Origin of the sequence: Extibacter muris, from assembly GCF_004345005.1 — a bacterium.
Taxonomy (GTDB): Bacteria; Bacillota; Clostridia; order Lachnospirales; family Lachnospiraceae; genus Extibacter; species Extibacter muris.
Genome location: NZ_SMMX01000005.1, coordinates 64,799 through 79,928 on the forward strand (window position 1 = coordinate 64,799; position 15,130 = coordinate 79,928).

A 15,130-nucleotide genomic window follows, 5' to 3' on the forward strand; every position below is an offset into this window, starting at 1 on the left:
ATATGAAGAAGAACACGATAATCACGATAGGGAGGCAGTTTGGAAGCGGCGGACATGAGATTGGCAACCGGCTGGCAGAGCGCCTGGATATACCGCTCTATGACCGGAACCTGATCCAGATGGCAGCGAAGGAGCTGGGCATCAGCCATGAGACGGCAGAGACGGTCGATGAGACGATTCTCGGAAAGTTCCTGTCGGCATATGTGGTGAATATGGGCGAGTACACTTCTTTCCTGGACGGGGAGGCCACAGAACCTCTAAGCGACCAGGTATACCAGACTCAGTCAGACATCATCAGGAAGCTGGCGGGGAGAAGCCCGTGCATCATGGTAGGGAGGTGCGCGGACCACATCCTGAAATATGATTTCAACTGTATCAATGCATTTATATATGCGGAAAAAGAAGACCGGGTGCGTCGTGTCATGAGGATATACAACCTGAATGAAAAACAGGCGCAGGAGAAGATGAAAAAGACGGACAAGGAGAGGAAGCTCTACTATGAAGCCCACACGGGCCGTCCGTGGGGCAGCATAGAGTCGCACCAGATGCTGTTCAACGTGAGCAGGCTCGGGATAGATGATATCGTGGATGTGCTGGCCGCCATGTTCCGTGCCAGAAGGTAATGCAGGAATTGGAATATGATAGATTAGAAGCGTACGCCATCGTAAAGATGTGGAATAATTCCTGACTGGTCAGTGCGCTTGCAAGCTGTAAGCAAAAAGGACGCGGAAAACGCAGACTCCAGATGGATTCGAAAGGAAAGCTGAATGCTTTCCCGTCTCAGCCATCTCAAAAACCGGACTAGAGTTCCGGTTTTTGGCCTGCGTTCACCGCGTTCTTTTTGCCAACATCATGGCAAAGCTCCCTCCAACAGCCAGGAACCATCCCACATCTTACCGCTGTCTGATACACCTCAGAGCTCGAATTTTCCAAATCTTCAAGATTTCCCGCACTGTTCCAATGGATATGGGTGATATGGGTGCCGGCTGGCGCCGGGCATGTTTGCTACTTTGACCTCCAGAGGATCTCGCATGGCTTTAGCGTTATGGTCTCGTGGTTGCCTGCTCCGTCGTAGAAGGCGGTCGTCTGCACTTCGTTGGAATTGTTGAGGATTGCGTATTTTCCGCTTTCGGGGTAGGCGTTGACTTCGCAGTTCAGGTTGTCGGCGTACCATCTTTGGAAGTGATTTTCTTTATGGGCAGCGTAGTACAGGGCCCGCATCAGGAGGCGCGTGTTCTCATAGCTGTACGGAAGTCCCGCGATGTATACGCCGCGGCCTTCTCCGTAAGTGTTGGATGCGAGGTGCACTTCGTTGTCAGAGTATTCGATAATCTCCGTACCGGCGGAGAGGGCATAGATATCATGCTTGCTTTCTCCAAAGTCGAAGACGGATGTCCTGTCCTCTGTGATGAAGTGTGTATCGAGCGCTTCTTTATGATATTTGTCCGTAGAGAGGGTGAAGCCAAGCTCCTTGTCTACGCCGAGTACGTCGGCAAGCTGGAAGAAGCGCCCGCCGTGGTGCACCGCAGACGGTTCGCCTACGCCTACGAATCCGCCTCCGGCATGTATCCACCGGCGTATGGTGGTGATAAGCTGCTCATCCAGCCATTCTTCTCCGCCTGAGAATGCGGTTCCGGCATCGCCGGCATTGAGGATGATATCGATATCCTCCGGAATGCCATTGCTTCGGATATCGTCAAAGCTCAGGAACACGACATCCACGGCAGCGCCGCTCAAGGATTCCAGGATACCGAAGTAGGAATAGGTCTGCTTATACCAGAGCGCGTGGGCTACCATGTAGGTCTGCCAGGAACGTAAGCGCCCCCAGGAGTTGAGAATGGCAACCTTGAGGCCGCAGTAAGGTTTCTTTCCTTTTACATTGTCATATATAAGCCGGAACTCGTCCGTAACCTTTTCGATATAGTCTACAAATTTCGGGAACTTGTAAGCCAGGCTCAGGTATCCCCCGTAACCGATCCGGTCTACCGGGTTCCTCATAAGCGCCCTCCTTGCACTGAGCCAGTTGTCGATTGCCTCGATGCACGGGTCGTTCCCCACGTAGAACGTGTCCGGGAAGAAGTAGGGAAGGAAACGGCCTTCTGTATACTTTACTCCCGGGATGTCGGAGATGAGGCGCAGGGTGGCGCCTCCACCCACGCTGCCGACTACGGCGTCGAGCCCGATGCTCTCAAAGTGCGGGCCATATGGCTCTGTGCCGATCCAGTTGTCCCCGAGGAACATCATGGCCTCCCTTCCGGCATCGTGCACCAGATCGACAAGTTCTTTTGCTTTCCCGGCCACGAACTTCTGGATAAATGCCATGTAATCCCGGTATGCTTTCGATGGAACACGGAAGGTCGTGTTGTAATATCCGTTGTCTACGATATCCTCCGGACGGAGCGCATAGCCATACTCCTGCTCGAATTCTTCCAGTGCGCGGATAGAGACGGTGGCACCGTAACCAAACCAGTCGACAAACTTTTCCCGGGCATCCGAATTGAAGACGAGCGTAAAGTGGTAGAAGAAGGTCGTGAACCTGACCACATCCGTGTCCGGATTCTCGATAAGCCATTGCTTCAGATAGTCTTTTGCGAAGGTTCCGGAAGCAGGCTGACGGACATCGAACGGTATATCGTGAGGCTTGTCCCCCCAGTTATTCGTAATGTGATTGTACATCTGGGTCGGGTCCCATATGGCATACACGAAGAAGGATACGGTATATTCGTGGAACGGGACGGCATCTTCCACCGTGACAAGATCCTTATCGGTATCAACGGACCAGCAGCCGGCGGGAACCAATTCCTGGGTCGTACGGTCGATGACTTCCCACCACTTTTTCGGATCATGTACGTAGTCGGCCTGTACCTGTTCACGGTAATACCCGTCCAGAAAATCGATGGTGACGGTCGTATCGACTGCGAGATTGTGCCTGGACATGAGCAGCATCTGCTGGCATTCGTCCATATGTTCTTCGGCGAATGCATTATGGCCTCTTGCAACAAAGTATGTCGTATATATTTTTGCATCTAAAGATTTGATTTCATCGTCCAGTTTCGTGCCATCGCTGTCACGAAGGGCATCCGCGCCCCAACGGTCAAGCATCTCCTGCGTTTCTTTTAAAAAATCCGATTCGCTCGGAAGAGTGACCCTTCCTTTTGTTTTAGACATAATTAACCTCCCTGATTCGACGCGTGCAGAACGAAGAGTTCTGTACGCAGTATTTAATTTGAGTATATGGAATAACAGGTGAGATTACAATAGCACGATTGTTGGTTTTTTTTGTACATTTGTGTCTTATCATTTGTACAATCTTGTATTTCACAATACGGTCTGCTACATTAAAAGGCAGAGTAACAGGATGTGAACAATTGAATATCAATGTGAAAAAGGAGCTGCAAGATTGTCTATGAAGTCTATGGAAGTCGAAGTGATTCAGAGCGCTGAGGATTTGGAAATGCTGTCCCCTTTTAAAGTGGACAACAACTTGTGGGGAACAAAAACTGTCCCGGAAACATATGGGTATCTTGGATTTGTCCCGGGTGACGGATTCTATCTGAAGATGGTATGTAAGGAAGAGGATCCGCTGCGGAAGTACAGGGATATGAATGCGCCTGTATACCGTGACAGTGCCATGGAAGCCTTCTTTCTGTTTGAATCGGAACGGGAGAGGTACATACAGCCGACTTATCTGAACTTTGAAGTGAATGCCAACGGCGCCCTGCTGGCGGCATATGGCAAGGAGCGCATATACCGCACTTATTTTGCGAAGGAAGAGCATCAGGAATTCGCTTGCAGCGCACGGATAGAAGCGGACCGGTGGAGCGCGGCACTGCGCATACCGCTTTCGATCCTGGAACATATATACGGCCCCCTCTGCCTGGAGGCGGGCAGTACATTTACCTGTAATTTCTACAAGATATCGGAGGCGGCTGAAATAGAGCATTATGCATCCTGGTCTCTGATAGAGACGGACGTGCCGAGCTTCCATCTGCCGGAATACTTTGGAACGGCCGTGATATCCGGCGGACGAAGGGGCGGCGGGCAGGGCTAGAAGCTGCCCTCGGCCATCGCTTTTATGGAGGAGGCATATTCGGAAGGCGTCATTCCCGTCACCTTCTTAAACTGCCTGGAAAAATAATGGATGGAAGTATAGCCAAGGTGTTCGGATACCTGCGTGAAGTTCATGCGGTTCGTACGGATCATTTCCTTGGCTGCATCTATCTTCATCTGAGAGAAATACTCGATGATGCCGAGGGAGCTCATCTCCTTGAAGATTTTCTGCAGCTGTGAACGGCCGATAAGGTTATCACGGCAGATCTGTTCTATCGTGACGTGTGAGCTGATATTGCTTTCGAGATAATCAACGACACGGTTGAAGATCTCATTGTCGCTTCTGTTTTTGGTCGTCTTCTGGGTCGCGGCCTTCGGCAGCTTCTTATCAAATATGATCGGATTGGAATATCTTCTTATTATATGTATGAGAAACTGTTCCAGGAAGAGCCGGATAAGCTGTTCCGAACCGAACATGTCGGATTCCTTCTGAGGCATATTCTGCAGATAAGGGTCGTCCAGCCTGCAGTCAAAACACCGGCGCGCCTCAATAATAATTGAAGCGAGCAGATTCCGCTCTGTCTCGTCGATTTTCAGAATACGCTTTTTGAAAAACCGCATGGCTTCGCTGCGGCACTGGAACGACACTACGACGAGGTTAGGGGCAGAGTCGCCGGTCGCTTTTACATTATGGAATTCGTTTGGCTGATGGAATGCCACATCGCCTTTCTTCAGCACGGTGAAAGAACTGCCGCCTGTCACGCCGACCTCTCCTTTGTCCACGCAGATAAATTCCCAGAAGTCGTGGAATTCCCCTTCAAATGAGAAATCGCTCATATATTCAAAGTAGTGGATGCTGTAGATTCTGCCGACAGAAATAGAATCTTTTAATTCAACTCCGTTATATCCCATAACAATCCCCCTGTTTTGTGTGATTTGTAATATGAATGCTGTAGATTTTTGTCTAATCTTACTAATATTATACCTCTTGTTTTGTGAAAAATCAAAACTAAAATGCGGATAGTGCAAATTAAGAGGATTTTAGGACAAAGATTTTTGTGCATATTTGTAATACAATAAATCTATACACAAAGTGAACTTTATAGGAGGTAAAGTATTATGAAAAAAAGAGTTTTGAGCGTATTATTGTGCGTAACAATGATCGCTGCCATGGTTGTCGGATGTGGCAAAAAGTCTGACGGCGATGGGGGAGACAAGGGTGGAAAGAAACTTGTTTACTGGGCGATGTGGAGTGAAGGCGAACCACAGGCGAAAGTAATCAAATCCGCTATTGAAAAGTATACGAAAGATACAGGAGTAGAAGTTGACGTACAGTTCAAGGGACGTAATGGACAGCGCGAAGGTCTGCAGCCTGCATTGGATGCAAAGCAGCAGATCGACCTGTTTGATGAAGACGTCAACCGTGTGAATGGTTCATGGGGCAAATACCTGCTCGACCTGGAAGACCTTGCAAAAGACTTTGAAGCTGAGCACGGCAACGAGACACTGTACAAGATAGCCCGCAACGCATATGCACAGAACAACGACGGAGACGAGACGCTGCATTCTATTCCTTATCAGCCATCGATCTTCGGATTCTTCTACAACAAGACATTATTTGACAAAGCCGGCATCGAAGCAGTTCCTACGACATGGGAAGAATTAGATGCTGCATGTGCTAAGTTAAAGGATGCCGGTGTTACACCTATAACAGGCGACACTACATACATGACATCTTTCATGGGATACCACTTGGGACGTTACCTTGGACAGGACGGCGTGAAGGCTCTCGTTGGAGACCCGGCTGTTGCTGATAAGGTTGAATCCGGCGATATCGAGAAAGTATCCTGGGATGATGAGAAAGTAGTTCAGGCTGCAAAGGATATCGAAGATTTTGCAGCTAAGGGATACTTCTCCAAGAACATAGCATCCAACATCTATCCGGCAGGACAGAATCAGGAATTTGCTCCTGGCGAAGCTGCAATCATCCTCTGCGGTTCCTGGCTGCCGAACGAGATCAAGGTCGGAGAGAATGCTGAGGGCGATGACAAGATTGAAGTGGCAGATGACCTGACATGGGGTTACTTCAACTATCCATCTGTCAAAGACGGGAAAGACGACAGCACGGCAAACAACATTGCGAACCAGGTGCTGGCAATCAACAAAGATTCCAAGATGACAGAAGAAGCTTTTGAACTCATCACATATATCACAGCAGGAGATGCTGACAAGCAGATGACGACGGACGCTCTGTGTATCCCGGCAGACCAGGCAAATTCTGATGCATGGCCGACAGAGCTCACAGAAGTGAAGCCAGGCTTCGACGCTACGACAACATACTATGACTGGGCTGTAGGCGCAGAAAACAATGGAGACCTTACACCGGTTCTTAACGAGAACGTTGTGAAGCTGATGGCAGGAAGCATAACAGCAGATGATTTCATCAAATCTTGCAAAGAGGCATCAGGACAATAAGATCTGTGCGGTTGACAAGAACAGAAGTAAATAGGTAATATATATATATGGTGGCATGGCGTCATACGCTGCCACCATATTTTTTAAGACAAGGAGGTTGTCTGATGAAGAAGAATAAAGGAATGATTGTGGGGTTCCTCGCACCGGCCGTTATTATCTTTCTCATTGTATTCCTGTACCCGATTGTCCGTACGGTGATGATGAGCCTGTATAAGATAGAAGCCGTGACAGACACCATGGATTTATGGACATTCGTAGGAGTACAGAACTACCAGAAGCTTTTTACGACGGCTATTTTTAAGACGGCCATGATGAATATCGTGAAGATATGGCTTATCGGCGGCATTATCGTAATGGTCGTATCGCTGTTCTTTGGCGTAATCCTTACAAGCGGCATCAGAGGGAAGAAATTCTTCCGTGCCATCATCTATCTGCCGAATATCGTAAGTGCGGTCGCACTGGCTACGATGTGGCTGCAGTACGTATACAGCCCCAAATTCGGACTTTTGAAGAGCGTGCTGAACGCGCTCGGGTTACATAAGCTGGCACAGACGCAGTGGACTGCCCCGGAGAACGTATTCTGGGCCCTGCTGCTTGCATACTGCTTTGGTATGATTGGCTACCATATGCTGATCTGGATGAGCGGCATCGAGCGGATCAGTCCGGACCTGTATGAGGCTGCCACGATCGACGGGGCCAACAAGCCGCAGCAGTTCCGCTACATGACGCTCCCTCTGCTGAAGGGTGTGTTTAAGACGAATATTACGATGTGGACCGTCAGTACGGCGGCATTCTTCGTATGGTCACAGCTGTTCTCCTCTGTTACGGCCAACCGGGCCACGATAGTGCCGGTACAGTACATGTACATGCAGATATTCGGCGCGGGCAACGCAGTGACAGAACGTAATGCAGGATACGGCGCGGCTATAGGCATCATCTTGTGCCTGTGCGTAGTCCTGGTATTTACGGTATGCAACAAGTTCATCAAAGATGACGATCTGGAGTTCTAGGAAGGAGGAGCGGTCATGTCTAAGAATAAAGAAAAGAAAGTTAGAGAAAAGATTAACTGGAAAAAAGAAGCAAAACTGGCTCCGGGCTATATCGTCATCATTTTGTGGGTATTATTTACCTTGATGCTGCTTGGATGGATTATAGCAGCCAGCCTGTCTACCACCGGAGATATATTTGCGGGGAAGGCGCTGAAGTTCCCGTCAGGGCTACATTTTGAAAACTATATCGAGGCGTGGGGTTCCGGAGGCGTAGCTACCTTCTTCATGAACTCCCTGATGTACTCTATCGTCTCTTGTATACTGCTCATACTGATCTGTGCGCCTGCGGCATATGTTCTGGCGAGATTCACGTTTCTCGGGAACAAGATTATCCAGACCGGATTCGTGTCCGCGATGGGAGTCCCGATTACGATGATCGTGCTTCCGCTGTTCTGCATCGTCGCAAACATGGGGATACTGAACAGTATCGTGGCGAGCAAGGTGACGCTGATGTTCCTGTATATAGGTATCAACATACCATATACGACCATATTCCTGCTGACATTCTTCGCCAACCTCTCTCGTACATATGAGGAGGCGGCGGCTATCGACGGATGTCCCCCGACGAAGACATTCTGGAAGATTATGTTCCCGATGGCACAGTCAGGAATCGTGACAGTGACGATCTTTAACTTCATCAATATATGGAACGAATACTTCCTGTCCCTCATATTTGCAAACAGCGACGCGCTGCGTCCTGTAGCCGTAGGACTATATGGAATGCTTCAGTCCATGCAGTACACAGGCAACTGGTCAGGTATGTTTGCAGCCGTCGTCATCGTGTTCCTGCCGACATTCATCCTTTATATCTTCCTGTCAGAGAAGATTATCGGCGGTGTTACCGGTGGTATCAAAGGTTAGCTGTTACTGTTGAATAAGAATAGAGCTTGGAGGAAAGACAATGAATAAACCGGTATTGGTCATCATGGCGGCAGGAATGGGCAGCCGCTATGGTGGATTGAAACAGATTGACCCAGTAGACGAAGAAGGACATATCATCATGGATTTCTCCATGTTTGATGCCAAGAGGGCCGGATTTGAAAAGGTCATCTTCATCATCAAGAGGGAGAACGAGGCTGACTTCAAAGCGGCTGTCGGTGACCGGATGGCGAAGTACATGGATGTATCCTATGCTTACCAGGAGATTGACAATATTCCGGACGGCTACCAGGTTCCGGAAGGGCGTGTAAAGCCATGGGGAACGGCCCACGCTGTCTTAAGCTGCATCAATCAGATAGATGGCCCGTTTGCGGTCATCAATGCAGATGACTACTATGGACAGGAGGCGTTCCGGCTTATCTATGACTATCTTGCATCCCATGAGGATGATGAGAGATATCGCTACACCATGGTCGGATATGAGCTTGGCAATACGGTAACGGATAACGGGCATGTCGCACGCGGCGTATGCGATATGAACGAAGAAGGGGAGCTTGAAGCCATCCATGAGAGGACACGCATTGAGAAACGAGACGGCGGAATCGCCTACACAGAGGATGACGGCAAGACGTGGGTGAACGTACCCGCAGATACGACGGTCTCCATGAACATGTGGGGATTCACGCGGAGCATCTTGGAAGAGGTCGAGGCCGGTTTCCCGGCATTCCTGGACGAGGGGCTCAAGGCCAATCCGATGAAATGCGAGTATTTCCTGCCGGCAGTAGTAAGTGATCTGCTCAGCCAGGGCAAGGCCACGGTCGCAGTTCTTAAATCTGCGGATAAGTGGTATGGTGTTACCTACAAAGAGGATAAGCCTGTCGTCATGGCTGCAATAAAAAAGATGAAAGAAGATGGCATCTATCCGGCTCATCTCTGGGAGGAAGCGTAATGTCACAGATAACAAGGGAGCAGCGTGATGAGGTGATTGCGCATTTCCAGTATGAAGGTATGCTGGTGGAGGAAGGCCCATATGGAAGCGGGCATATCAACGATACGTTCCTGCTCGTGTTCGAGATTGCCGAGATGGGGCAGATTAAAGTGATTCTTCAGCGGATGAACAAGGACGTGTTCGAGAAGCCGGTGGAGCTTATGGAGAATATCCTTGGAGTTACGTCCTATCTCAGGGAACGGATTATCGAAAATGGCGGCGACCCGGAGAGGGAGACGCTCAATGTGATACCGACCGTGGACGGGAAACCATACTATCTGGATTCCAGGGGCGACTACTGGAGGTCTTACAAATTCATCACAGATGCCACGAGTTACAATCAGGTGGAGAAGCCGGAGCATTTTTACCAGAGCGCGGTCGCTTTCGGCAACTTCCAGAGGCTGCTGGCGGATTATCCGGCAGAGACGCTGCATGAGACGATCAAGGGCTTCCACGACACGAAAGCCAGGTTCGCGGCATTTAAAAAAGTAGTGGAAGAAGATGTGATGGGCCGGGCGGCGTCTGTACAGGAAGAGATCCAGTTCGTGCTCGACCGGGAAGAGATTGCAGATTACTTCTGCGACCTGCTTGCCAAAGGGGAGATCCCGCTCCGGGTAACGCACAATGACACGAAGCTGAATAATATCATGATTGACAACAAGACCGGGAAGGGTATCTGCGTGATTGACCTGGATACGGTCATGCCAGGGCTGGCAATGAATGACTTCGGCGATTCTATCCGTTTCGGTGCAAGCACCGCGGCTGAGGATGAGCAGAATCTTGAGAAAGTATCCTGTAGCATGGATCTGTTTGACTTATATGCCAAGGGGTTTATCGAAGGATGCGCAGGAAAGCTGACCCAAAGGGAGATAGAGCTGATGCCGATGGGGGCGAAGACGATGACTTACGAGTGCGGCATGCGTTTCCTGACAGACTATCTCCAGGGAGACACCTATTTTAAGATACACAGGGAAGGCCATAACTTGGACAGGTGCCGTACGCAGTTCAGGCTGGTTGAAGATATGGAGAAGAAGTGGTATACTATGCAGGACATCGTTAACAAGTATAGCAACAGCTAGGAGGCAGAACATATGGCAAAGATATTGATAACAGGCGGTGCTGGCTACATTGGGAGCCATACGGCGCTGGAACTGCTGAATGAAGGTTACGAAGTAGTCGTATATGACAACCTGAGCAATTCTTCCAGAGAATCAATCACAAGGGTGGAGGAGCTGACAGGGAAGAAGATTGCATTTTATGAAGGTGATGTGCTGGATGAGGCTGCGCTCGAGAAGATGTTTGACGAGCAGAAGGTGGATGCTGTCATCCACTGTGCAGCGCTCAAAGCTGTAGGAGAATCCGTACAGAAGCCTTTGGAATACTATCACAATAATATAACCGGTACGCTCAGCCTCATGAAAGTGATGAGGAAGGTGGGGGTTAAGAACATCGTGTTCAGTTCCTCTGCAACGGTGTATGGAAGTCCGGAGATCATACCGATTACGGAAGACTGCCCGAAAGGACAGTGTACGAATCCCTATGGCTGGACGAAGTCTATGATGGAGCAGATTATGACGGATGTGCAGAAGGCAGAGCCTGAGTGGAATGTCATCCTCCTGCGTTACTTCAATCCGGTGGGCGCCCACAAGAGCGGCCGTATCGGGGAGGATCCTAAGGAAATCCCGAACAACCTTATGCCTTACATCTCCCAGGTGGCGGTCGGCAAGCTCGACAAGCTCGGCGTCTTCGGAGATGACTATGATACGCCGGACGGAACCGGTGTTCGGGACTATATCCATGTCGTAGACCTGGCGGTCGGCCACGTTAAGGCGATTCAGAAGATATTCGACAAGCCGGGGCTTGCGGTATACAATCTCGGAACCGGCAAAGGGTATTCTGTCCTTGACATGGTCAAAGCGTTCTCCAAGGCGAGCGGCAAAGAAGTGCCTTATGAGATCAAGCCCCGCCGTGAAGGTGACATCGCCATGTGCTACGCAGACCCGAAGAAGGCAAGGGAAGAGCTTGGATGGGAAGCAGAGCACGGTCTGGACGAAATGTGCGAAGACACATGGAGATGGCAGTCCATGAATCCGGACGGATACAGAAGTTAAAGGAAGTAATTTTGGACAATGAAGCGGAAGCCATCGTACCCTTCACATAGGGAAGTGAAAGGTACGATGGCATCTTTGTATCAAAAAACGGGATAGTCTTAGTGGCTATACCGTTTTTTCTTTGTCTGAATGCTTCTGTTTCAAGCGTTCTTGAAACATTTCTTATATTCTTCAGCAGATGGAGCATTAATAATACCGATACCGTTATAAAAAATGTCAATGGGATATATGATTTTTCTGTCAGATATACGTTTTCTCCTTTTTCGCTGATAAAGGTTCTTGTAAAAGGGTCAATCTGAAATCCTTTTACTTGTTGCTTAATGAAAGCTGGAGAACTGGAAATTTAGCAGAAAGCCATTCGACGGTTTGCTGAAACAGTTGTTCTTTATCATCCCTAAATGAAGCGACTAATATTTTCCCATATTACCACCACCTATCTTTTAAACCTAGATACTTAATCAACGATATATATACAAGCCATAGGAATATACATAAACATTAATGATAACCGTTGCCACAATCCTTCATAGGCGATAATTGTGTTTTGGAGATTTGGTTTATCTGCCATAACAAATAGCGTAAAAGTTATGATTGCTAGAATAAAACAAATTAATGAACAAACTGCAAAAGTTGTTCTCTCCGTTTTAAAACCGTATAGGCTAAATAAGAGTGGCGTTAAAGCTAAAACCATAAAACCTATGGCTGAACCGTACCCATGTACCTTTTGTGTAATTGTAACAAGGCTTTTAGTTTCTCCTACAGAAAACAATCCTGATAGAACACAACCTCCTATCGCATAAATTAATATAGCAATAAATAGCAGTATTGCAAGTAATGTTGAATGCCTAGAAACAATTTTATATATCAGAAAATTGTTTAAGATGAGGACAATTCCTAATATTATTAGCCATATATTATAAATACCGTGTAGTGGTGCTTTATCATTTCCTAATACACTCATAACCTGCATCAAATGATTATAACCCTTGTATGATGGAGCTAAAAGAAATGGAATTAGTAAGTCAAATAATAAAACAATAGGCAATATATTAAGTATACTATTTTCCATCATCTATACCTTTACTTAAACCACCAAGCCCTTTTAGTATTTTTACAGCTAGTTCTTTCATTACATCAGCTTTTACTATTGCTATGCCTTGCTCTTCATCTCCAAGCACTAATAGTGTATCTCCTGCTTTTATATCAAAAAGCTGTCGGGCTTCCTTTGGAATGACAATTTGTCCTTTCTCACCTACTTTTACAGTTCCAAATATGTGTTGACCTTTCTTCATAGACATACAATTACCTCCGTTCATACTTTGCTATTAAGCCATACTTTTCATACTCGCAGTAAATAGTATAACTAAAATAACAATATAAGTCAAGCATAAAAGTAACATGCATTCCTATATGAGAAATACATGCTATGTTATTTCATCTAATCGTTGAAAGCGTGCATTTCTGTATGGATTTGCACGCTTTTTTTGACAAACAGTATACAACACTTGACAACAGTTGCAAACTGTTATATACTGTTATCAAGAAAAGGGGAAAGGATATAAAAATGAAAATAATAATCAACACTTCCTTAATGGTTCCTATCTATGAACAGATTGTAGACCAGATTAAAATGCTTATACGCAATGGGGAACTAAAGGAAAACGACAATCTTCCGTCTGTCCGTACTCTCTCTAAGGAATTAAAAATAAGTGCTTTAACAGTAAAGAAAGCATACGATAACTTGGAGAGTGAGGGCTTTACTATAACAGTACATGGTAAAGGAACATATGTAGCGGCTACAAATACAGAACTTCTTCTGGAAGAACAGAAAAAAGAGCTGGAAGCAGATTTAGAGCAGGCTATTCAAAAAGGCAGACGTTGTGGTATTAGTGATGAGGATATAAAAAGTTTATTTGAGTTAATATTGGAGGGCTGATGTATGTTAAATATCGAACACTTAAAAAAGCATTATGATAATTTTTCTCTTGATTGTTCATTGGAACTTATGTCTGGTTGTGTAACTGGTCTGATTGGACAAAATGGAGCCGGAAAAAGCACAACATTCAAAGCAATATTAGGGTTGATTTCAACTGACGGCGGAAACATTACGATACTTGGAAAAGATATAAAAGATTTCACGGCAAAAGATAAAGAGGATTTGGGTGTTGTATTGTCTGACTCTGGTTTTAGCGGTTATCTGAAAATAAAGGATATTATCCCTATATTGCAGAATATGTATACTAAATTTGATAAGTCTTTCTTTATTGAACAGATACAGAGATTTCAGCTACCTTTGAATAAGCAGATAAAAGATTTTTCAACAGGAATGAAAGCTAAATTAAAAGTGTTGGTTGCTATTTCACATAACGCAAAACTGTTGATACTAGACGAACCGACAGCGGGTTTAGATGTAATTGCAAGAGATGAATTGCTTGAAATGTTAAGAGAATTTATGGAAAAAGATGAAGAACGCTCCATTTTGATTAGTTCACATATTTCCAGCGATTTAGAGTCGTTATGTGACAACCTCTATATGATACATGACGGAAAAATCATTTTGCATGAAGATACGGACGTTCTACTTAGTGATTATGCTTTGTTAAAAGTGGACGCAGAACAATATGGTAAGTTGGATAAACAGTTTATATTGCGTTCCAAAAAGGAAACATACGGTTATAGCTGTTTGACAAATCAGAAACAGTATTATATAGAGAATTATCCCAAAATTGCGATTGAAAAAGGTACAATAGATGAAGTCATTACTATGATGATAAGGGGGACTGAACAATGAAAGGATTATTAGTAAAAGATTTTAAATTGATGATGTTACAGAAAAATTTCTTGTTGCTCATTTTGGCCATTGTAATTGGAATGATGGTGTTTACTGATGATATGGCATTCCCGTTAGGATTTTTGAGCTTTGTTGTATCGCTGTTTACAGTAAGTACAATAAGTTATGATGATTTTGATAATGGAAATGCGTTTTTATTTACATTACCTATTACCCGTAATAATTATGTGATTGAAAAATATTCTCTCGGCTTGTTATTTGGGTGTATAGCATGGATTTTAGCCACTGTTTTAGGAATAATCGCAACTGTATTGAAAGGAACATTGCCTATTACAGATTTATTGCTGGTTTCATTGATAATTCTCCCTATTATGATTATCATTCAAGCAATCATGCTTCCTTTTCAACTTAAATTTGGTGGCGATAAAGGTAGAATTGCTATGATTGGGGCATTTGGTGGTTTAGCCATAATTGCTCTCATTATCGTAAAAGGAGCAAACATAATTTTTGATATTGATTTGGTTCACATATTAAATACTTTACCAACTGTAAGTATGGGATTGTTAGTTGTAATTGCAGTCATAGTTGCTTTATTGTTATTACTAATTTCCATGAAAATCAGTCTGTCAATCATGAATAAAAAAGAATTTTAAAGGGGGCAGTGTATGGACTTAACAATATTAGCTGTTGTACTACTATTATGTGGTGGTATTCCTTTAAGAAATAAGATATATAAAGAACGTAAAAGGAAAAAGGAAGATAACAAGGTGGAATAACATATACACAA

The 15,130-nt window shown here is 45.8% G+C and carries 15 protein-coding genes; 11 read left to right on the top strand and 4 right to left on the bottom strand.

What is annotated here, in order from left to right:
* Nucleotides 1-2 precede the first annotated feature (2 nt).
* On the top strand, nucleotides 3-623 hold the full coding sequence (locus E1963_RS07450) for a cytidylate kinase-like family protein (RefSeq protein ID WP_132276780.1): 621 nt from the start codon (nucleotides 3-5) through the stop codon (nucleotides 621-623).
* A 382-nt stretch (nucleotides 624-1,005) separates the two neighbouring features.
* On the opposite strand, the gene gnpA is transcribed toward E1963_RS07450, so the two are convergent.
* Entirely contained in the window at nucleotides 1,006-3,168 is a 2,163-nt protein-coding gene (gene gnpA, locus E1963_RS07455) for a 1,3-beta-galactosyl-N-acetylhexosamine phosphorylase (protein ID WP_132276782.1), read from the bottom strand.
* A gap of 238 nt (nucleotides 3,169-3,406) precedes the next feature.
* Here gnpA and E1963_RS07460 point away from each other — a divergent pair, with 238 nt between their 5' ends.
* Nucleotides 3,407-4,051 (top strand): carbohydrate-binding family 9-like protein, encoded by a 645-nt coding sequence (locus E1963_RS07460; protein WP_243117629.1) that lies wholly within the window; start codon nucleotides 3,407-3,409, stop codon nucleotides 4,049-4,051.
* Here the strand turns inward: E1963_RS07460 and E1963_RS07465 are convergent.
* A complete protein-coding gene (locus tag E1963_RS07465; RefSeq protein WP_132276784.1) occupies nucleotides 4,048-4,962 on the bottom strand; it encodes an AraC family transcriptional regulator in 915 nt (304 codons plus the stop codon). The genes E1963_RS07460 and E1963_RS07465 overlap by 4 nt on opposite strands.
* A gap of 207 nt (nucleotides 4,963-5,169) precedes the next feature.
* Here E1963_RS07465 and E1963_RS07470 point away from each other — a divergent pair, with 207 nt between their 5' ends.
* The 6 genes from E1963_RS07470 (at nucleotide 5,170) to galE (ending at nucleotide 11,552) form a co-directional block, all read left to right on the top strand.
* A complete protein-coding gene (locus E1963_RS07470; RefSeq protein ID WP_132276786.1) occupies nucleotides 5,170-6,525 on the top strand; it encodes an ABC transporter substrate-binding protein in 1,356 nt (451 codons plus the stop codon).
* A 104-nt stretch (nucleotides 6,526-6,629) separates the two neighbouring features.
* On the top strand, nucleotides 6,630-7,535 hold the full coding sequence (locus E1963_RS07475) for a carbohydrate ABC transporter permease (RefSeq protein ID WP_132276788.1): 906 nt from the start codon (nucleotides 6,630-6,632) through the stop codon (nucleotides 7,533-7,535).
* Between the two features lie 15 nt (nucleotides 7,536-7,550).
* Nucleotides 7,551-8,435: a carbohydrate ABC transporter permease gene (locus tag E1963_RS07480; protein WP_066571801.1), complete on the top strand. Its 885-nt coding sequence runs from the start codon at nucleotides 7,551-7,553 to the stop codon at nucleotides 8,433-8,435.
* 40 nt (nucleotides 8,436-8,475) lie between these two features.
* Nucleotides 8,476-9,402: a nucleotidyltransferase family protein gene (locus E1963_RS07485; protein ID WP_132276790.1), complete on the top strand. Its 927-nt coding sequence runs from the start codon at nucleotides 8,476-8,478 to the stop codon at nucleotides 9,400-9,402.
* Nucleotides 9,402-10,520, top strand: coding sequence for a phosphotransferase enzyme family protein (locus E1963_RS07490; protein WP_132276792.1), 1,119 nt, complete (start codon nucleotides 9,402-9,404; stop codon nucleotides 10,518-10,520). Before E1963_RS07485 ends, E1963_RS07490 begins: the two co-directional genes overlap by 1 nt.
* 12 nt (nucleotides 10,521-10,532) lie before the next feature.
* Nucleotides 10,533-11,552 carry a UDP-glucose 4-epimerase GalE gene (galE, locus tag E1963_RS07495; RefSeq protein WP_132276794.1) on the top strand — a complete coding sequence of 340 codons (1,020 nt, stop codon included), beginning with the start codon at nucleotides 10,533-10,535 and terminating at the stop codon, nucleotides 11,550-11,552.
* 454 nt (nucleotides 11,553-12,006) lie between these two features.
* Here galE and E1963_RS07500 read toward each other — a convergent pair whose 3' ends face one another.
* On the bottom strand, nucleotides 12,007-12,624 hold the full coding sequence (locus E1963_RS07500) for a DUF998 domain-containing protein (RefSeq protein WP_243117630.1): 618 nt from the start codon (nucleotides 12,622-12,624) through the stop codon (nucleotides 12,007-12,009).
* Entirely contained in the window at nucleotides 12,611-12,850 is a 240-nt protein-coding gene (locus E1963_RS07505) for an AbrB/MazE/SpoVT family DNA-binding domain-containing protein (protein ID WP_132276796.1), read from the bottom strand. The genes E1963_RS07500 and E1963_RS07505 overlap by 14 nt, the downstream gene beginning before the upstream one ends.
* Before the next feature lie 266 nt (nucleotides 12,851-13,116).
* On the opposite strand from E1963_RS07505, the gene E1963_RS07510 reads away from it, so the two are divergent.
* Genes E1963_RS07510 through E1963_RS07520 form a run of 3 tightly spaced genes read left to right on the top strand, consistent with a single transcriptional unit; the run spans nucleotide 13,117 to nucleotide 14,996 of the window.
* Entirely contained in the window at nucleotides 13,117-13,488 is a 372-nt protein-coding gene (locus E1963_RS07510) for a GntR family transcriptional regulator (protein ID WP_132276798.1), read from the top strand.
* A 3-nt stretch (nucleotides 13,489-13,491) separates the two neighbouring features.
* Nucleotides 13,492-14,343, top strand: coding sequence for an ATP-binding cassette domain-containing protein (locus E1963_RS07515; RefSeq protein WP_132276800.1), 852 nt, complete (start codon nucleotides 13,492-13,494; stop codon nucleotides 14,341-14,343).
* A complete protein-coding gene (locus E1963_RS07520) occupies nucleotides 14,340-14,996 on the top strand; it encodes an ABC-2 transporter permease (RefSeq protein WP_132276802.1) in 657 nt (218 codons plus the stop codon). The genes E1963_RS07515 and E1963_RS07520 overlap by 4 nt, the downstream gene beginning before the upstream one ends.
* Nucleotides 14,997-15,130: the final 134 nt, after the last annotated feature.